This window comes from Clostridium sp. MSJ-8 (assembly GCF_018918325.1).
Classification (GTDB): Bacteria; Bacillota; Clostridia; order Clostridiales; family Clostridiaceae; genus Clostridium.
In genome coordinates this window covers 1-21556 of record NZ_JAHLQH010000046.1, presented here as the reverse complement: position 1 = coordinate 21556, position 21556 = coordinate 1, and the positions used below count along the sequence as shown (strand labels likewise).

At 27.7% G+C, this 21556-nt stretch carries 17 protein-coding genes and 1 pseudogene; 4 read left to right on the top strand and 14 right to left on the bottom strand.

Annotation, left to right across the window (positions count from 1 at the left end; all coding sequences use genetic code 11):
- Positions 1–116: 116 nt before the first annotated feature.
- The 9 genes and pseudogenes from KQI77_RS10390 to glmS all read right to left on the bottom strand — a co-directional run bounded on the left by KQI77_RS10390 (position 117) and on the right by glmS (position 9217).
- Complete coding sequence (locus KQI77_RS10390; RefSeq protein WP_216390363.1) at positions 117–1616, bottom strand: TnsD family Tn7-like transposition protein; 1500 nt, start codon at positions 1614–1616, stop codon at positions 117–119.
- 72 nt (positions 1617–1688) lie between these two features.
- Positions 1689–2459 carry a hypothetical protein gene (locus KQI77_RS10385; protein WP_216390362.1) on the bottom strand — a complete coding sequence of 257 codons (771 nt, stop codon included), beginning with the start codon at positions 2457–2459 and terminating at the stop codon, positions 1689–1691.
- A 47-nt stretch (positions 2460–2506) separates the two neighbouring features.
- Positions 2507–3169 (bottom strand): hypothetical protein, encoded by a 663-nt coding sequence (locus KQI77_RS13085; protein ID WP_253289431.1) that lies wholly within the window; start codon positions 3167–3169, stop codon positions 2507–2509.
- 84 nt (positions 3170–3253) lie between these two features.
- Positions 3254–4189: pseudogene (locus KQI77_RS13295) on the bottom strand (ATP-binding protein).
- Entirely contained in the window at positions 4179–5315 is a 1137-nt protein-coding gene (locus tag KQI77_RS13075) for a Mu transposase C-terminal domain-containing protein (protein WP_253289430.1), read from the bottom strand. Before KQI77_RS13075 ends, KQI77_RS13295 begins: the two are co-directional and overlap by 11 nt.
- 39 nt (positions 5316–5354) lie before the next feature.
- Complete coding sequence (locus KQI77_RS13070; RefSeq protein WP_253289429.1) at positions 5355–6332, bottom strand: hypothetical protein; 978 nt, start codon at positions 6330–6332, stop codon at positions 5355–5357.
- Positions 6329–6904 (bottom strand): TnsA endonuclease N-terminal domain-containing protein, encoded by a 576-nt coding sequence (locus tag KQI77_RS13065; RefSeq protein WP_367397303.1) that lies wholly within the window; start codon positions 6902–6904, stop codon positions 6329–6331. Before KQI77_RS13065 ends, KQI77_RS13070 begins: the two co-directional genes overlap by 4 nt.
- A gap of 27 nt (positions 6905–6931) precedes the next feature.
- Positions 6932–7168: a hypothetical protein gene (locus KQI77_RS13060; protein WP_253289428.1), complete on the bottom strand. Its 237-nt coding sequence runs from the start codon at positions 7166–7168 to the stop codon at positions 6932–6934.
- 222 nt (positions 7169–7390) lie between these two features.
- The gene (gene glmS, locus KQI77_RS10365) at positions 7391–9217 is read right to left on the bottom strand and encodes a glutamine--fructose-6-phosphate transaminase (isomerizing) (RefSeq protein WP_216390361.1); all 1827 of its coding nucleotides are present in this window, start codon (positions 9215–9217) and stop codon (positions 7391–7393) included.
- A gap of 354 nt (positions 9218–9571) precedes the next feature.
- On the opposite strand from glmS, the gene KQI77_RS10360 reads away from it, so the two are divergent.
- The 4 genes from KQI77_RS10360 to KQI77_RS10345 all read left to right on the top strand — a co-directional run bounded on the left by KQI77_RS10360 (position 9572) and on the right by KQI77_RS10345 (position 14562).
- Positions 9572–10270, top strand: a complete 699-nt coding sequence (locus KQI77_RS10360; protein WP_216390360.1) for a response regulator transcription factor — start codon at positions 9572–9574, stop codon at positions 10268–10270.
- Positions 10260–11408, top strand: a complete 1149-nt coding sequence (locus KQI77_RS10355; protein ID WP_216390359.1) for a HAMP domain-containing sensor histidine kinase — start codon at positions 10260–10262, stop codon at positions 11406–11408. Before KQI77_RS10360 ends, KQI77_RS10355 begins: the two co-directional genes overlap by 11 nt.
- A 63-nt stretch (positions 11409–11471) precedes the next feature.
- Entirely contained in the window at positions 11472–12233 is a 762-nt protein-coding gene (locus tag KQI77_RS10350) for an ABC transporter ATP-binding protein (protein ID WP_216390358.1), read from the top strand.
- 1 nt (position 12234) lies between these two features.
- A complete protein-coding gene (locus tag KQI77_RS10345; protein ID WP_216390357.1) occupies positions 12235–14562 on the top strand; it encodes an FtsX-like permease family protein in 2328 nt (775 codons plus the stop codon).
- A 200-nt stretch (positions 14563–14762) separates the two neighbouring features.
- Here KQI77_RS10345 and KQI77_RS10340 read toward each other — a convergent pair whose 3' ends face one another.
- The 5 genes from KQI77_RS10340 to KQI77_RS10320 all read right to left on the bottom strand — a co-directional run bounded on the left by KQI77_RS10340 (position 14763) and on the right by KQI77_RS10320 (position 21228).
- Positions 14763–15020, bottom strand: a complete 258-nt coding sequence (locus KQI77_RS10340) for a GIY-YIG nuclease family protein (RefSeq protein ID WP_216390356.1) — start codon at positions 15018–15020, stop codon at positions 14763–14765.
- Complete coding sequence (locus KQI77_RS10335; protein WP_216390355.1) at positions 15021–16868, bottom strand: ABC transporter ATP-binding protein; 1848 nt, start codon at positions 16866–16868, stop codon at positions 15021–15023. It lies immediately after the preceding gene.
- Complete coding sequence (locus KQI77_RS10330; RefSeq protein WP_216390354.1) at positions 16861–19095, bottom strand: ABC transporter ATP-binding protein; 2235 nt, start codon at positions 19093–19095, stop codon at positions 16861–16863. Before KQI77_RS10330 ends, KQI77_RS10335 begins: the two co-directional genes overlap by 8 nt.
- Before the next feature lie 19 nt (positions 19096–19114).
- Positions 19115–19561, bottom strand: a complete 447-nt coding sequence (locus tag KQI77_RS10325) for a MarR family winged helix-turn-helix transcriptional regulator (protein ID WP_216390353.1) — start codon at positions 19559–19561, stop codon at positions 19115–19117.
- Between the two features lie 455 nt (positions 19562–20016).
- Positions 20017–21228 carry an EAL and HDOD domain-containing protein gene (locus tag KQI77_RS10320; protein ID WP_216390352.1) on the bottom strand — a complete coding sequence of 404 codons (1212 nt, stop codon included), beginning with the start codon at positions 21226–21228 and terminating at the stop codon, positions 20017–20019.
- Positions 21229–21556 lie beyond the last annotated feature (328 nt).

The window sequence follows — 21556 nt, the reverse complement described above, 5'->3', positions numbered from 1 at the left end:
ATCACTCCTTTTGTTGTGGATTGTTGTTATTTATTTTATTCAACATTTGGGGTGATCTTCCTTTTTATTTAAAATAAAAACTAGATATTTAGCCGATGAGCAAATATGAAATTTGCTCATTTAATTAAAGTATTTTTTAATCTATCAAATTGACTGCTTCTTATACCTGCAATTCTTTGCACTTTCCATAACTTAATATTTTTCTCATTAATAAATAAATTATCTATCACATACTTACATCTTCTTATTTGAAACTCTTCTATGCTTTCACAAATCTTCATCAAATATTTTTTAGTCTCAGGAAATTTGTCTATCTTCTTTTCTAAATTAGCTAATATGCCTAAAGGCTTTGCAAGTGTTCCTTTTGTAATGCGGATAATTTCATCACCATTAATTAGAACTTTATACCTATCTTTAAGTAACTGCAGATATTCTTTATCTCTTTTTTGCCAATCTACTCTTTCATTAATTCCATTACATTGTTCTTTTTTCTTAGGTAAATTATCTAATAACCAATTGCAATCATGTCTATACAAATATATATATTCTTTTTTTAAATTTTTTCTTACTTCTGTTCTGCTCATTTCACTATTAGATCTAATAAATTCTATAATAGATTTTCTATATTCAATTACCTTATCATCTATAACTATCTTTCTGTTTTTTTCATGCGCTGAAGTTAATTTTATTATATTTATATCTTCAAAGAAAAATTCTTCTATACTACTACATAAAAAACCTATTAATAGTAAATGTCTTAATGGATGTGTAGCTCTTTTTGATTTTCTTGTAAGTACTTTTAACCAATTATATTCATTATCAAAATCTATTTGGCATTGCAATGATTTTAAGAATTCATTTCCGTAAAAATTAATAAACTCTTCATACAAGTCCCTTTGCTTTATTGTCCCAGTATCTCTAGCTAAACCTTTTTTATTAAGATAATATACATACCTTTCTTTTAACTTCTGGTTATCAAACATACTTAAATCTGCATTTAAAAGATAGTAAGCATTCCTAGCTAAAATATAATTTTTGTCATATTGTTCAATATTAAAATCTTCTTCTAGATCTAAATTTTCTTTATCTAATCTAACAAATTCAATCTTACTTGAATCAAGTTTTCTTTTAGCATATTCTTTTAACACACAACCATCATGTGGACACAATTTAATTCCTTGCAATTGATGCTCTCTGTGAATATATACTTCACCATATGCTTCAATTTCATTTTTAGCACATATTGGACAATATCTAATACTGTTAGTTTTGCAGATAGAACCTGCAACTATTCCAATCTTAGTATAAATACTACTACAATCTTCTTTTTTCATTTTATTAATAGCCTCTAATTTTATCTTTTTATCCAAAAAAGGTTCATAATAAGAAAAAATAGTATTATTTTTTAATATTTTTTCTGCAGTGTACTTACCTCCAAGCTTACTAGCAAGCATATCTAGTCCTCCTGCAAGTTCAAAAACAGGTACCATTGTTCTTTTTCCAAAACATTCTTCAATAGTATCTTTAAAATCTACATTTCCAGAATAGAAATGATACCTTGCTATAGTTGAATATATAAATTCATCTTTGTAAGGGGCAGTAAAAAAATCTAGCATATAAATTCTCCTTTTTTAATTACTGCCTCTTCCCCTATTTTTCTACTTACAATGTTTAAATTATAAAAATATCTATTTTATTAAGTTTTCAATTTTGAAATATTCCCATAACTTACTTAATAAATTATAATGATACTCATCATCTTTCACTTCAATAATTTCTTGTGCCCTTTGCTCAATTCTTGCTTTAGCTTGCTTGACTAAATCTTCAGCTTTTCTTTGTTTATATTGTTTCCTCGTTTTCTTAGCATCAATATTTTCATATGAATTAAGAATATGAATTCTAGTGAACTTTTCATATGTACTTACTTTTTGATAATATGATACATTCTTTCTAAGAACATTAAGATTATCATTTTTTAATTTTTCTAAAAATATATCCATAGAATCATAATAATTTAACTTAAGACTTCTTCTTCCAATACATGTTGGTAAAATCCAAAAATTTGCAAGACAATGATAATAATTCTTATACTCTCTTAGCCATTTAGGCCATTTTTCTTCATCAGTTCGTGCTTTAACTGTCTTACCAGCTGCAGTCACAAGATTAGCAATTTTGTTAAAACTATTCATTGTATCTCCTGCAAAACAACAATTTTTAATTGTTCCATCATCCAATAAAATTTTTCCATTATCTAATATAGAGGAATATAAAATTTCATAAAAGCCAATTGCAAAATCACACATATCTTCATCAGAATTTGAATAATATTTTTGACTTGAATATATTTTACCATCTTTAATCTTAATTTCTTTAGAATTATTCAGTGTTTTTTCACATTCAATTGGCATCAATAAAATACTTTTAATTTTTTCTTTTTTAGCATCATTAAATTCTTGCATTTATATTATCACCTCAACAAATATCATTTTATTTATATAGTTTTCTATCAATTGACATCTAAAAATTCATCCACAGGATTCTTAATATATCCTCTTTCCTTAAGCAATTCATAAGGATGAATTTGTCTTGCCTGTGACAATTCAAAAATTTCTAATAAACTTCCATTATTCTTTGCCTTACGTTTATCTTGATTTTTTGATTTCATCTTCTTTTCATTTAATGCCATTGCTTCTTTTAATGCTTCCATCTTTAAATTGCTATAATCTTCATTTACACTAGCACTTTTTACAACTTTCTCGCATATTTCTCTTATGTTACTTATATCTAAATAATCAAATATATCCATTTCAGTTAAATCTACTATTAGGCTTTCTGCAGAACTTTTACGCTTAAGTTCAATATCTTTTCTACGTTCATTAAAAGATTCCTTAATCATTCCTGTAAGTTCAATATTTCTTGCATAACAGTTTGTTACTTCTTCATAATTAATTGATATATCCTCATATTTCATAATTTCAACTAGATTATTGTTTCTTAATGCTTTTATTATTGGTTGTATCATATGTAAATCCTTTTTAGCTGTTTCTCTGATAATAGATACTGTTAATTCTTCTTTTCCGTCTTGCAATGCTCTTTCTTGTGCTAATAAGAATAAATTAACGGCAATTACTGTTATGCCTTGACACTCATCATAAAATGCATCTTTCATCTTGTCATTTAATTTAGTTATATTTTTTAAACCTTGAAATTCCCATATTGAACGTAAAAAGAAATCCCATTCTTCACTATCCTTCTACATTCTATCCCATATAATAGAACCATCACTACCTGCTCTTCTTGCCTGCCTAAAGTTACCGTTAAATACTTTCTGTGCTTTACTAGTTCCAATTAATACTGTTGGAATGCCAACCGTATTAGTTAAAGTTACAAAGAAATTAAGCATTTCTTCTTTATCATTTTTAGTATTTAAAAGATGTTGTATTTCATCTATAACTAAAACTCCTATCCCATATCTCCAAGCAAGCTTTGTCATATTAATCATCATAGTAGATGTTATGCGGTTCTAATAACCAAATTTTTCTAAATATCTAGTGCCTAATATATCGTCAATAGCCTTAAAAAAGTTTTTACACAAAGTTGATAAGCTGCCATCATAAGGGCAGTCTATTTTAAGCCATACAATTTGAGTCCTAGTAAAATTATCGCCTTTATATTTAAAATGTTTAATAACTTGTGGATACATAAGCAAAAGCCTTTCTATTGCCGTAGTCTTTCCAATTCCAGAAATTCCAATAATAGATATACTATCAGCTGTTGTTCTTATGTTACATAATTCATCTTGCAATTCATTTTCTCTTATTGAATTATCATCTAATCTATTAAGTGTTCTTAATTTTCCTAAGAAAATCTTATCTAATGGATTTCTCGCTAAATATCCACGTCTAATAAGTGTTGATAATTTTCTTTCAAGTTCAATATGAATAGGTAATGGCTGCAAGAAATTTTTAGTTCTTTTTATTATGTGGTATCTTAAATTTTCGGACTTTTTTCTATCAATATCAGTGATAACAGGTAAGACTGTAAATCTATCGATAACATCTTCTGCTGTAAAAATAGGTGGCAGAGCTTCTATAAAAGGATTTAAATCATATTCTTCTAATTCCTGCTTTTTATATACAGCTTCTTTAAATTCACCTTTTAGTATTGTAGTATTCTCTTTATTTTTCACTCTTTTCACCTCGTTTCTTTTTAATTAAATTCATTAGTTTATTATAACCACTATTTTCTGTATTGGATTTAGCTGCTGGAAACTCAATTACTTCTGCGTTTTTATCTGTATTCTCATTATCCTTTCCTAATCTAAATACTTCATCATGTCTGTTAACTTCCTTCTCTACTGCTCTATTCTTCTTTATTCCTTTAAGTTTTTGACTAGATGAATTATTATAATCAATATCTTTTGATTTTTCCTTCTTTGCTTTCTTAACTATCTTATCTATCTCTTTTTCCAAATCAATATTCTTCTGATTCTGTTCCCTTAAATCCTTATCTTTAAGTTCTGAGTCTAATTCTGCATTATAGATTATTTCTTCAAGCAAGCAATTCTTATACTGTATACTAGCATCAATCAAGTAACATTCATCATAATTTAATCCATTATTGTATAGAATATAAATCTTGTTCATATTTCTCGGGTCATAAACAACTTCTATACTTCTAACTTTTAAATTTACAAACCATTGCTCTTTTACAGCTTTATCAGAACTGTAATATAGCCCTTTAAATCTTATTCCTGCCCTTGAAATACTTGCCTTTCCTTTAGGAAGAATATTAAGTCTAAAAACTTCTCTATCAACAGTTTTTAATCTGCCTTTTTTATTTTTAATTCCCCAGTTCCATAAATTCATTGGTGTAGGAGTTATTTCATCAGCTATCATTTCCTTATCTATAGGATATTTATCAATTATTTTACTATTATGATGAAGTACTATATTTATATAAATTTTAGTAAATTCCTCAAGTGTCAACGTAGCATCTAATCTATAGTCTCTATCTCCACGTTTCCTATATTCTTTTTGAATTGCACCTGGTGCTTTATGCTTTATTTTCTCGTTAGTAGTTCTAAAGCTTCTCTCAACAATTCCTTTTAAATCACCCCTATATGGTGAAGTATTCTCTATCTTTACATTTAAATTATTAATTAGATTTTCAACATTATAGCCTTCAAATTCACCTCTATCAGCAATAATAATTTCAGGAAGATGCTTGCACGGCCATTGCTCCTCACTTATTTCGATTTCATAATCTTTGCAAAACTGAACCTTATCTGCAATCATATTATCTAAAGCCATCATAGCTCCAACCCATGATGGTCCTTCAAGACCAACATATATTCATGTAACCATTCTTGAAAAAACATCAATAATTGCATAAACTATAGGTCTTCCAATAACCCTATTTCTATTTAGTGAACTTACTAAATACACATCAGCTATGGTTGCATCTACTTGAAATCTTGTACCTGGTCCATCAGTCTCCTGTACTGAATTACTTAATAATGCCCTATGTTTTAAATTAAATTCCTTTTCACTTTCTCTGAAAATAATATCTTTCTTTATATTTTCTTTTTTCTTAAACCAATAATAAAATTGATCATATGTTGGTATTCTTGAATCATCCCATACTCTATATTTAATTTCATTATCTTCTTTAAAAACATCTGAATAAAAATCCTTTAACATTAATGAGTATGTCTCTTTTAATGAGAATTTTTTATTGTTTCTATAATACTTATCTATTACAAAAGCAAATTGTTTCTTTATATCTTCAGTTACATTAATTCCATCTGTTTTATTCCCTAGATAATCAGTTTTTCGTGGTTTTCCAGTCTTTACATCATTTAATTTCTTCTCCTTGCCCCTTCCCCCTGATTTATCATAATCGGGAATTAAAGCATTTTTGTTCATTCCTCTTTGCCAAAACCTAGAGAACAATCTCTTTACCTTATTCATACCTTTATTAGAATCATTACATATACTTTTGAATGCTTTTGCCCTATTTGATTTATTCAAAATATCATCTTTGTAAATCTGCCAATACTTATTTATAAATTGCCAGTATTCATTTCTCCTATTCAATTGAACTTCTGATAAGTCTTCATCTTTAATGATTTTTATATAAGGATCTTTTATTTTTATCAATTTATTACATTCAATTTCTTCTTCAATTTTACTAAGCTCTTCTTTTTTGGGCATTGATGTTACTGCATCTATATCTACAATATAAATATTACTTTCATCTAATTCTATAATCCTAATTCTTTTTCCATTTTCAACATCTACATATTTAAAAACAGCATTCATACAAATCATATAGCTTCCACCTTCTTTACTTCATCACTACTTACTGATAATATATGAACATTTTTATTAACATCAATTTTCTTTGTAATATCTATTTCTATAATTTTATTTATAATTAAGTACCTAAAAACACTTAATCCACATACATTTTCGAGATTCATATCCTTATCAAATTGTAAAGCTATAGACCTTACACTTTTCTTATTATCTATAATTCTTTTTAAAAATTCATAAATTAAATCTTGAATTTCTAAGGAATCAAGATTATTAAAACCATCAACATTCTTTATATTTCTATATCCTTGAATAAAGCTTATATTATGAGCTATTGTTTTATTAATTTCTTCCTCTGTAACAATAGCCCAATCTATATTTCTCTTCTGCCAAAATATACATTCAATTTCAAACTTTTCAAGTATTCTTTTATTTAGTAAATCATCTTTTGATTTTATGGTTCTTGCTACTTCTTTGATTCCATCTCCTGTATCTACTGTTATAAGAAAATCAGTAGTCATTACAATATTCTCATCTGTTTCAGGATTCTTCGGATGTTTAAATCCAAGTTCATCTGCTATGGTAATAGTATCTTCTATAGGAAGTAGTGGAAACTACTCTCTTATATCTTTAACCTTGCTTGAATACTCTAATATGTAAAAATAATTTCTTTCCATATCAGACAAAAGCTCATGCTGTCTATTGGTTTTTATTCCTTTAACTCTAGTTACTCTTCCAAGCGAAGGAACATCTTGTATCTTAATCCATGGCTTATAATCTTTTTCTATACCAGCTCCATATCCTTCTTTAATCATTTTTTCAATATCTTGCTGTCGTTTTCTTTTTGCCATAATTTCACCTCCAAAAAAATATAAGACTAGACACTTTAATTTATTTAAAATGCCTAGTCTTATTAGACTAATAGTTTACTTCTAACAATACTAAAACATATATATTATAGTATTGTATATTATTAATATTTTATTCAAACTTTCTTTCAAATGATCAAAGTTTGTTTCAAACGATCAAACTTTCTTACAAAATCACAATAGAAATATCCTTAATTTTATCTTTTATTCAACTGTAACAGATTTTGCTAAATTACGTGGCTTGTCTATATCATAACCCTTTTCTTTAGTTGTATAATAAGCTAACAATTGAAGTGCTACAGCAGCAACAACTGGCGCAACTCTATTAGATATTCTAGGTATTCTTATTACTTCATCAAATATCTTAGGATCTAACTTATCTCCTTCATAAGCAACTCCTATAACATAAGCACCTCTTGCTTTTACCTCAACTATATTACTTACCATCTTATCTCTTAATTGTTCTTGAGTTAATAATGCTATTATCTTAGTTCCTTGTTCTATAAGTGCTATTGGTCCATGTTTAAGTTCTCCTCCTGCATATGCCTCAGAATGAATATAAGAAATCTCTTTTAGCTTCAATGAACCTTCTAGTGCTAATGAATAGTCTGCACCTCTTCCTAGGAAAAATACATCTCTATCATTTGCTATAGTCTTGGCTGCTTGCTTAATTGCATCTTGATTATCTAATAATTCTTGAACTTTGTCTGGTAATTCTAATAAACTCTCCTTTATTAATTCACTTATGTGCTTATCTAACTCACCTTTTAATTCTCCAAAATATAATCCTAAAGAATACATTACAACTAATTGAGTTGTATATGCCTTAGTTGATGCTACTGCTATCTCTGGACCTGCCATAGTATATATAACATGGTCAGCTTCTCTAGATATCGTACTACCAACAACATTAGTAACTGCTAATGTTGTTGCCCCCTTCTTCTTACAATCTCTAAGAACAGCTAATGTATCAGCTGTTTCTCCTGATTGACTTACTGATATTATAAGTGACTTATTAGTTATTAATGGATCTCTGTATCTGAATTCTGATGCTATATCAACTTCTACTGGAATTTGTGCATATTTCTCTATCGCTGATTTTCCCATTAAACCTGCATGATATGCAGTACCACATGCTACTATATATATTCTATCTATATTATCTAATTCTTCTGTTGTAAGTGAAAAATCATCATACACAACATCATGATCCATAGATATTCTTGAACGCATTGTTTCTCTTATTGCCTTTGGTTGTTCATTGATTTCTTTAAGCATAAATGAATCATAACCACCTTTTTCAGCAGCATCTTGAGTCCATTTTACCTTATATATTTCTTTTTCTATCTCTGAACCTTCTGCATTCATAATCTTAACACCATTTTGATCTGCAACTACGAATTCATTATCTTCTAATAGATAAACATCTCTAGTATAGCTTATAACTGCTGGAATATCTGAAGCAATAAATGTTTCTCCTTCACCTACTCCAACTATAAGTGGACTATCCTTTCTTACAGCTACTAGTTTATCTTGTTCTTTTCCGCAAATAGCTGCTATAGAATAGCTTCCTTCTAATCTCTCAGTAGCCTTAACTACAGCTTCAAATAATTCTCCTTCATAATAATAATCTATAAGATTAGGTATAACTTCTGTATCTGTGTCTGATAAGAAATTATAACCTTCACCCTTAAGCCAATCTCTAAGTTCTAGATAATTCTCTATTATCCCATTATGAACAACTGTTATATCACTCTTAGAGCTCTGATGTGGATGTGCATTAACATCTGATGGTTCTCCATGAGTTGCCCATCTTGTATGACCTATTCCTACACAGCCCTCTACTGCCTTATTACTTAATGATTTCTCTAAGTTACTTAATCTTCCCTTGTGTTTAATTACTGTAACTTCACCACTCTCTAATACTGCTATTCCTGCAGAATCATATCCTCTATATTCTAGTTTAGATAATCCATCAATTAAAAAATCTGTTGCTTTTCTCTTACCAACATATCCAACTATTCCGCACATTATTATTGTACCTTCCTTTTATAATTATTCTATGAAGGCTTACACCTTGGTTGAATTTGTCCTACAAATTACTCCGTAGATTTATCAACCTATAACGATAGTGTAAAATACCGTGAGTCATCCGCCGAAAACTTCGATAAAACTCATCCTCGTCAAGGCTATAGAATCTTCTATAGTACCTTCTGGCGCTTACTATTTATTATACCTCCATTCTTATATAATATGCCTTCGTACCTTATATTCTATCATAATAAAACTAAAAGTCTATAAAAAAGGAGACATACTCTAGTATATTTTATTATTTTTTTTATGATAGAATATATTTAAGTCAAATTTTAGAAGGAAAGTGATATTATGTACACAAATAACATTTTAATTATAGATGACGATCCTGATTTATCAATGATTACTAGTGACATGCTAGAAGATAATGGATACAATGTCAAAGTAGCTAATACAACAGAAGAAGGATATTCTATTCTGCAAAATAAAAAAATAGACTTAATAATATTAGACATCAATCTTCCAGATAGTACTGGTTTCGATTTTTGTAAAGAAATACGTGCTGAAAGCACTATACCAATCATATTTATAAGTGCAAGAACTAGTAAAACAGATAAAATAACAGGATTAGATATAGGTGGAGATGATTATATATCTAAACCTTATTCTTTAGAAGAATTATTATCAAGAGTAAATGCCAATATAAGACGTGCTTATGGATTTAATAAACCTATTGAGAATTTCACTTTCGGTAACATCACTGTTGATTTTACGAAATTAACAGTGAAAAAAAATAATAGCTTTATCAATCTATCAACTAAAGAATTTGAATTACTAAAATATTTTATAAATAACAAGAACATAGCTCTAAAGAAAGAAAAAATTTTTTCTGACGTATGGGGAATATTTAATGAAGCTGAAATATCATCTCTAGCGGTTCATATAAGATGGCTTAGAGAAAAACTTGAGGATAACCCTTCTAACCCACAATACATCAAAACAATTTGGGGCAGTGGATATATATTTGAGGTGACAGATAATGAAAAATAAACTAAAAAAAATCACTTTAATATTTATATTATTATTATCATGTACATATGCTTATTTTCTATATAATACTCAAAACACTGATAAGACATCTCAAAATCTTATAGTTGAATTAAATGAAATAGAACAATTATCAAAGCTCTCTAGAACTGATTCTAAGTATGATATTAATTTAGATAAAGCAATAACAAGTATGCAAAATGAATTAAGAACTTATTCTTTTAATTCATCTTTTTCCAAACAATTAACTTGTTTTTATATAATTTCCTTATTATTTATATCACTTATAGTTCTATATTCACACTTTAATATAATTAAGCCTTTTAATAAATTAGAAGCTTTTGCAAAAGATATATCTAAAGGTAACTTTGACTCTCCTCTATATGTAGAAAAACAAAATCTATTCGGAGATTTTACATGGGCATTTGATATGATGCGACAAGAAATAAAAACTGCTAGAGCTAATGAAAAAGAAGCTATAAACAACAATAAAACAATTATAGCTACTCTATCTCATGATATAAAAACTCCAGTTGCTTCTATTAGAGCCTATACAGAGGCTCTAAAATTAAATATGGACACTACTTCTGAAAGGAAAGCTAGATATCTATCTGTTATTATGAAAAAATGTGATGAAGTATCAGCTCTTACTGATGATTTATTTATTCACTCATTATCTGATTTAGAGAAATTAGAAGTTTCTTGCTCTAATTATCAATCTAACATTATAATAACAGATATTTTAACATCAGTAGCAGAAGCTAATCAAATGTATATAATTTATTGCAATGAATTACCTACATGTACTATAAATGTTGATTTGAGAAGACTTGAACAAATATTTGAAAATATAATAAGTAATAGTGTTAAATATTCATCTAGTAAAAAACTAAGTATAAGTTTTGATAAAGATAAAGATTATCTAATATGCATACTTCAAGACTATGGCAAAGGAATTCCTGATGAGGACCTTCCATTTATATTCGATAAATTTTATAGAGGACATAATATAGATAAAAATCCTGGTGCTGGTCTTGGTTTATTTATTGTTAAATTTCTTATAGAACAAATGAATGGATATGTTGACATACATAACAACGACAGTGGTTTAGTAGTAACATTACGATTAAAACTCTCTTAAAGACTTCTTAATAATTAAATTGGTATCATACTATCATAATCTATAATAAAGAGAGGAACAAAAATGAAAAAAATATTATTAAAAGCTATTGATGTTAGTAAAAGCTATGCTAATGACGGATTACAAACTCATGTATTAAGCAATATAAATCTTGAAATATATGAAAATGACTTTACAGTTATTATGGGAAGTTCAGGTTCTGGAAAATCAACACTATTATATTGCTTAAGTGGAATGGATAATATAACTTCTGGAGAAGTCTATTTTGCCAATAGACCTATTCACAAAATGAATAATAAAGAATTATCACAATTCAGAAGAACTGAAATAGGCTATATATTTCAGCAAATGCAACTTGTTTCTAGTATTAATATCTATGAAAATATTATTGTTCCAGGATACTTATCTAAGAAATACTCTATTGAAGAAGTTAATTCTAGAGCTATTAATTTATTAGAAAACGTAGGAATTAGTGATTGTAAGAAAAGATTACCTTCACAAGTATCTGGCGGACAAAAACAACGAGCTGCTATTGCAAGAGCATTAATTAATTCACCTAAATTAATATTTGCAGATGAACCAACAGGTGCTCTTAATTCAAAGTCAGGTACTGACATTCTTAATTTATTAACTGAGTTAAATAGACAAGGGCAAAGTATACTTATGGTTACTCATGATATAAAAGCTGCTATGCGTGCTAATAGAATCCTTTATATAGAGGATGGTACTATATCTAATGAATTAAACTTAAGTCCATATAATGAAGAAGATAAGAAGTCTAGAGAAACTCAAATTCTCTCTTATCTAGCAAGTAAGGGGTGGTAATATGGCTGCTTTAACATTAATAATTAGTAACATAAAGAGGAAGAAAGCCAACTTCATAAGTATATTTATGCTTATACTTATAATAACTACTACTCTTATATCTATAACAAGTTCAATAATAGGTGGAAGACAAAGATTTTATGAAGCATGTAGAGAATCTAATTCTCCTGATGCATTTAACAGAATCACTTTAAATGATTATAATGCTGATATGATTAACACCTTACTTAACGAAGATTCTATTGATCATATTGATACTGTAAAAACACTAAGATATACTTCTTTAAAAGTTAAAAACAAAGTTTTTTCAAATGTACTTTATCTTTTTTCATTAGAAAATACTAAAGAAAAATTTTTATCAGATACTAATTGTAAAATAAAAGAAGTACTAAAAGGCGAAATATATTTACCAGAATACTTCCAAGAGCATTATAATTGTAAAATCGGTGATACTATAAAAATTAAAAACTTAAATTTTCACATTGCAGGATTCTATGAAGATCCTCTTCTAGGTAGTAATTTCATCAGTCCCAAGAGAGCAATAATAAATAAAGAAGATTTCGATTCTTTTATTAATGAAGATTCTAATGACCTAAGAAATGATTGTGTTATAAATATATATCTAAAAGATAACATTAAAGATATAACTAAAACTCTAAATAAAATAAATACAGATACCCACTTGGATAATTATGGATATGAAAGTACATTTATTAACGACTTAGAATATTATACTTTCCTAATACCTAATATAATATGCACAATGCTTATTGGTTTTTCTATTTTATTGTTTATTATCACTATGATTGTTATGTCTTATTCTATCAATTCTAATATAGAAATGGACTATGCATCCTTTGGTATACTAAAAGCTATAGGTTTTACTAATTTGCAGATACGTATCATTCTATTAATGCAATATTTATTTGCAACAATATTAGGTTCTATTGGTGGTATTATATTAAGTATTTTTTTAACTAAGCCAATTGGTAATTTAACATTATCAAGTACTGGATTATTTTTTTCAAGTAATATTAATTGCTTGGCTCTAATTATAATAATTGTAAGCATATTTATAATTATTAGTTTATTCACTATATTATTCACGCGAAAAATTACAGATATTACTCCTATTAGAGCTATTTCCTTGGGATATTCTCCAATTTATTTTTCTAACAAACTCGACTTTGCATTAGAGAAATTTAAATTTATACCTTTATCAATAAAAATGGCTTGGAAACAAATTATTACACATGCAAAACAATATATTTCATTAATAATTGTAATAACAATTTTAACTTTTTGCGCTATATCTATCTCCACTTTAGGTGTAGTATTTAAGAGTGATAATATTAGCGAAATGTTTGGTGAACCAAAATCTGATATAATTATAAATTATTCATACGATACAAAAAAACTTATTAATGATATAGAAGCTGAAATAAACAAATACTCACCTATAATAGATACTTTTACATCTGATATAAATTATAATTCTTATGAAAATAAAAACAGACTTATAAAAATCTATAACAAATTCATATTAAAACCTATAGAAGGTAGAAATCCAAAATATGATAATGAGATATTAATAACTACTCTTCTAGCTAAAAAACTTAATAAAAATATAGGTGATACTATAGCAGTTATTGATAAAGAAGGCAATTCCATAGATTATATTATCGTCGGCAAAAATCAAAATATATCTGATTCTGGAATCAATATATCAATGCTTACTTCGGGCTATAAACGAATAAACAAAGATTATGCTCCTAATACTATTTCTATAAATATTACTGATTCAACTAAAACAAATAAAATAATATCACATTTAAATAAAAAATATAAAATGTATAATCAAGACGAACTTTCATTTTATAACCAATATGCTTATATCAATGAGTTTTTAGATACTATAACTAATTCTATAGATAAAGCTATCTACTCAATATATATTATAAGTATAATAGTTATAACTCTTGTAACAATTATGATATGTAATAAAGCATTAAAGCAAGAAAAACTAGATATAGGGATATATAAATCGCAAGGATTTTCAGACACTAACCTTAGGCTTGGATTTTCCGCTAGAATTCTTATTATAACAATTATTTCTACAATATTAGGTACTATACTAAATTTTATGTTCAACAATAAGTTCTTATCATGTTTATTAAAATTATGTGGAATCACTAACTTTAATTCTTCATATACTTTAGCTTCAATAGCTATTCCACTTATAATTATATATACATTTGTAGGTATCTTCTCATTTGTAGTTACTCGTAAGATTAAAAAAATGTCTCCTAAAATTCTTATATCTGAATAATATCAAATTATTGATTTAAGTAAATTATCTATAATAGAATTTAGTATTTCTTATAATAAAAAAGTAAAGATCCCGTTAAAAATACTATACTGTCTGAGCTTTAGCGAGTTTATAGTATTTAGGAATCTTTACTCTTTTTTTATTATATTAGTAAATACTTAATGATATTATATTATTTACTTAAACATATAATTTTGATATTAATCATTGAAATTTATAAAACCTTTTATTAATTTTTCTTTTTCTTCTTTTGTTAACTTTTTAAGTGCATATTCTCTCTTCATAGCAGCTTTTTTTTCAGCATAGGTTTCATAATATACTAATTCAAGTGGTCCTCTTCCTCTAGTATATTTTGCACCTTTTCCACAACAATGTGCCTTAAATCTCTTCTCTAAGTCATTCGTCCATCCTGTATATAATGTATTATCTTTACATCTTATTACATATACATAATTCATTTAAGATGCACTTTCTTCTTTTTCAAATTGAGAATTATATAAGTTTGCATAGAATCCATTCTTAGCTATTAATTCATCATGGCTTCCTTGCTCTATTATATCTCCATCCTTCATTACAAGTATGATATCAGCATTCTTTATTGTTGATAATCTATGAGCTATTATGAAACTTGTTCTACCCTTCATAAGATTATCCATTGCTTTTTGTATTAATACTTCAGTTCTTGTATCTACAGAACTAGTTGCTTCATCTAATATAAGTATCTTTGGATCTGCTAATATAGCACGAGCTATTGTTAGTAATTGTTTCTGTCCTTGTGATACATTACTTGCTTCTTCATTTAGAATCATATTGTATCCATCTGGAAGAGTTTCTACGAAATGATCTACATGGGCAGATTTCGCTGCTCTCTCTACCTCTTCATCTGTAGCATCTAACTTACCATATCTTATATTTTCTTTTATACTTCCATTAAATAACCATGTATCTTGTAGTACCATACCAAACATCTCACGAAGTTCACTACGATTGAAGTTTCTTATATCATGTCCATCTACCTTTATAGCTCCACTATTAACATCATAGAATCTCATTAATAATTTTACTATAGTTGTTTTTCCTGCTCCTGTAGGCCCTACTATTGCTATCTTCTGTCCTGGTTCAACATTTGCAGAGAAATCATTGATTATTATCTTATCATCTGAATATCCAAAATGAACATCTTCAAATTCAACTCTTCCTTCTAAGTTATCTATTTTAACAGCATTTTCTACTGTTTGATCTTCTTCTTCCTCTTCTAGGAACTCGAATACTCTTTCAGCTGCAGCTGCTGTAGATTGTAACATATTTGCTACTTGTGCTGCTTGAGTTATAGGTTGTGTAAAACTTCTTACATATTGAATAAATGATTGTATATCTCCAACTTCAATTGTATTCTTTATTGCTAGATATCCACCTAATATAGATACTACAACATATCCTAAGTTTCCTATAAATGTCATTATAGGCATCATCATTCCTGATAAGAATTGTGATTTCCATGCTGAATCATATAACTTACTATTTAATTCAGTAAATTCATTTATTGCTCTTTCTTCACCATTAAAAGCTTTTACAACAGTATGACCACCGAATACTTCTTCTACCTCTCCATTAACATGTCCTAAATAATCTTGTTGTTGCTTAAAGTATTTTTGAGATTTTTTAACTACTCCTCCAACACAGCCTAGTGATATAGGAAGTATAAGTATTGCTGCTAATGTCATCTGCCAACTTATTGATAACATCATTACAAGTATACCAATTACCATAGTTACCGATGTAATAAGTTGAGTCATACTTTGATTTAAACTTTGAGATAAAGTATCTATATCATTAGTAAATCTAGATAATACTTCACCATTAGTTGTCTTATCAAAATATTTCATAGGTAATCTACTTATTTTCTCTGATAATCTATTTCTAAGTTCATAAGATAACTTGTTAGATACACCTGCCATAATATATCCTTGAATAAATTGGAATGCAGCACTTATTACATATAGTATTAATAATGTTATAAGTATTTTACCAATCTTATCAAAATCTATACCTGCTCCATTATTCTTAAATTTATCTACTAACCCATTAAATATTTCTGTTGTAGCTTTACCTAATATCTTTGGTCCAACAATTGAGAATACAGTTCCTATTACAGAACATATTATTACTAAAAATATTCCTATCTTATATCTAGATAATTCTTTTAACAATTTCCCCATTGTGCCTTTGAAATTCTTTGCTTTCTCACCTGCACCAATTGGTCCTCTACCCATAGGGCCACGTCCACTTCTTTTTGTATTACTCATTTTCAAGCTCCTCCTTTGATAATTGTGATGAAGCTATCTCCTTATATACCTCACAATTTTGTAATAGTTCTTTATGAGTTCCTTTTCCTACTATTCTACCCTCATCTAAAACTAATATTTGTTCAGCATGTAGGATTGTACTTATTCTCTGTGCTACTATAAGTACTGTACTATTTCCTGTTTCTTTCTTTAATGCTTTTCTTAAAGCGGCATCTGTTTTGAAATCAAGTGCTGAGAAACTATCATCAAATACATATAATTCAGGATCTTTTACTATAGCTCTAGCTATTGATAATCTTTGTTTTTGTCCACCTGATACATTAGTACCTCCTTGTGATATAGGAGTGTCAAATTTTTCTGGTTTAGTTTCTATAAACTCTGTTGCTTGTGCTATTTGGGATGCTTTTTTAACTTGTTCTTTTGTAGCTTCTTCTCTACCAAATCTTAAGTTAGAATCAATAGTTCCTGAGAAAAGTACTCCCTTTTGAGGCACAAATCCTATCTTATCTCTAAGTTCATGTTGAGTAATATCTCTTATATCAACACCATCAAATAATATCTCACCTTCTGTTACATCATAGAAACGAGGAATTAAATTAATAAGTGTTGATTTACCAGCACCAGTACTACCTATAATAGCAGTAGTTTCTCCAGGTTTTGCAGTAAATGATATATTAGATATAACATCCTTATCTGCATTTGGATATTTAAATGATACATTCTTAAATTCTAATACACCTTTCTTATTTTCTTGTAATTTCTTAGGTGTTGTAGTATCTTTTATTACTTCTTCTGTGGTAATTACTTCTTCTATACGTAATGCTGATACTGATGCTCTTGGTAACATTATAGACATACCAGCTATCATTAAAAATGCCATTATAATCTGCATAGCATATTGTATAAATGCCATCATATCTCCAACTTGCATTGAACCAGAATCAACACTATGTGCACCTCTCCACACTATAAGTATTGTTATTCCATTCATTATAAACATCATTATAGGCATCATTAACGCCATTACTCTGTTAACAAACAAGTTAACCTTAGTTAAATTCTTATTAGCTACTTCAAATCTCTCTTCTTCATGTTTTTCTCTACTAAATGCACGAATTACAGGAAGTCCAGTTAATATTTCACGTGTTACTAAATTTAATTTATCTACTAATTTTTGAACTGCCTTAAACTTAGGCATTGCAATAACAAATAAGGATCCAACAACTATACTTATAAGTATTACTGCAAATGCTATTATCCATGTCATAGATACATTAGTATTTAAAACTTTTATTATTCCACCTATTCCTAATATTGGTGCATAGAATACCATTCTTATAACCATTGCCATAAGAAGTTGTATCTGTTGAATATCGTTTGTTGTTCTTGTAATTAAAGATGCTGTTGAGAACTTATCCATTTCTGTATTAGAAAAACTTAATACTTTCCTGAATACTTTATCTCTTAAATCCTTACCTAATGAAGCTGCAACTCTAGCACCTAAGAAACCAACTAATACTGATGCTACCATTGCTATAAGCGCCAATCCTACCATCTTAAGACCTGTAGTTACTATATAATTAGTTTGATTCTTATCTGTATCAATACCTATAGCTTCATATTCAGCCTTGATGTATACTACACTACTTTGTTCTAATATAGATTCTTCCATACCATCAAAATTACTAGTAATCTTATCTGTTATTGTAGCTAATTGTTCTTCTGGAAGCATTGAAAATACTTCAAATATATCTGTATCCTCTGAAACACCTGGTATCTGAGAAACAATTTGTTTCTTCATTTTTTTAATCTCTTTTGAATCTTGTTCTAAGCTATATACAGCAAGCATAGGCTTACTCATGATCTTTTTAGCTTCTTCTATATCATCATCAGTTAAACTCTTTAGTATATAAACATCTTCACTTTTTAATATAGGGTAATCCTTCTTCTGATCCTTAGTTGCTTTGTCTTTTTCTACAAGTTTATAGTAACTAAGTGTCTCCTTTACATCATCATCATCTAAGAACATCAAGACTTTCTTCATTTCTGTTCTTCTTATTACTTCTGGTATTTTTTCATCTATACCTCCTTGCTGTATACCAACATTAACTATATCTGATGTATAATCAGGTAATGATAAATCACATACAGCTTGCACTATCAACAATGCTATTATAACTATTATTGACATTGTTGATTTTTTCATATACTTTAACATCTTCAGCACAATTATTCATCTCCTAATCTTATATTTCATTTTTATTAAGTGCTTCCTGTAAATTATTTTTTACTTGAAGCATAAGTCTTGTCAAATCATTTAATTCTTGTTCATCTAAGTTTTCAAAACTCACCTTTTCTATATTTAGGTATAACTTATTAATTTCTTCGCACATTTTTTTTCCTTTTTCAGATAAATAAATTCTACTTTTTCTCTTATCCTTATCATCTTGTTCTCTTGTTATTAATTCAGACTTCTCCATACGCTGAAGCATAACAGTTACTGTAGCAGGTGCCACTAATAAACCTTTGCAAATATCTTTTTGAGCTATTCCATCTTTTTTATTTAAAACTTGCAAAAGGGCAGCTTGCCCTCTATGTATTCCTAATTTATCCAAATACTTCTGACTTATACTATAATGCAATTTTCCTATATGATGAAAAATTTTTTTTAATTCTTCTGGCTCATTGTTCATCTCTAAATTATATGTCCTCCTTTCATTTTTATTTAGTTAGCTAACTAAATAAATTAAACTTATTATATACCTCTATTTATTTAATTTCAATAGCCTTAATATTTTCTTAATAAAAAAAATCGTCAAGGCAACTTTATAGGGAGCCGTCGATTTTTTTTAGCCATATGACAGGTTCTAAAACTTGTTTTTAGGTTCTGTCATGGCACTATTTTTCTTTTTACTCTTTAGATAGTATGCTATAACATTACTTATACTCTAATATCTAAAATACTTATACACAAATCCAAACAAAATATAATTCCCTAAAGAGTAAAAAATCGTCACGGCAACTTTAGGGAAGCTGAGATTTAAATTTTATATAATTTCCTACAAAGTAAAAAATGTTATTTAATAATTTGAATATTATCAAATAACATTTTTATCGTTATATCAGTATTCCTAATACTATCTATATCCTAACCTAAAATTCTAGTTCCAAGTTTTATTGCTTTAACATAAAATTCAATAAGCTTACTCTTATTTATATTTAACATTGCAGTATATTTCAACATATCAAAGTTATCCATATTTTCATATGCTATTACTAATTTTAGTATAATATTAATTTCATTTTCCTTGCCTGTTAGTGCTTCTTTTAATTCCCATTCTATAGGTAATTCGTCTACTATATCTTTCATATCTCTCTGCATATATTTGTCTAAATCAGAAAATAATCCCGCCAAAAAACATTGTTCACTTTTATCATACCCAATATATTTTGCAACTAATTCACAAAAGTATGCCCTAACAATTAATGCTCTTGATATCTCTTCTTCATTTTCGCATTCCATTTGACTCATTGCAATTATAGTTAATAATTTACTTAACTTCTTCTTGCCCATTAAAACTATAGCTTGTCTTATGGATGAAATTTCTTGAACAAATCCAAATGCTGCCGAATTAAGCATCTTCATTATCTTATAACTAATAGAAACATCTGCTTTTATTATTGCTTCTATCTTACTAACATCATAATCCTTCTTTAATAATTCAGATAAAATCAAATAGCAATTAGTATTTCTAGCTGGTATATCCTTTCCTTCCATCATAATTGGTCTGCTAAAATAAAACCCTTGAAAGTATTGAAATCCACATTTTAAAGCTTCTTGATATTCTTCTATATTTTCAACTTTTTCTGCTAATAATATTGCATCTGGATTAATAACCTTTATACCTTCTATTATTTCAATTCTATCTCTTGTACTTGTAGCTCTAAAATCTATCTTATAAACATTAATTAATTTACCAAAACTCCAAAATTCACTTTTTAATGTTACATCATCTAAAGCAATTGAATATCCTTCATTCTTAAGTCTCTTGAGAGCTACTTTCACTTCATTAGTAGGTATAACATCTTCTAATACCTCTATTACAATTTTATTACTTGGCAAAACACTTGGCATCTCTTGCAATATAAGTTGAGTAGAAAAATTAATATATGCTACTTTATTATCTAGCAACTCATCAAACCCAATACTAAAGGTGTTAGAAATTAATTTTTTTGTAGCTTCATCTGCATTAACATCAAAAGCAAATCTATTCTCACTTGAACTTCTATGTAATAATTCATATGCCACCGCTTTGTTATTAATATCATATATAGGCTGTCTAGCTAAAAATATATTCATATTAAAACTCCCTCTTATTACCCTATCTTTATATATAATTATATTATACTTTATATTTTTAGCTTATTGCAATTAATACTCAAACTTTTTTGTATTTATTATCGTCTTTTGTATTATTTTATATTTCTTTTTCAATCATTTTCTATTTTATTTATTAATTTTATTATTAAATTGAAGAGAAAAATATTATTGACTATAATTTTCTTAATTGAGCAAATTTCATATTTGCTCATCGGCTAAATATCTAGTTTTTATTTTAAATAAAAAGGAAGATCACCCCAAATGTTGAATAAAATAAATAACAACAATCCACAACAAAAGGAGTGAT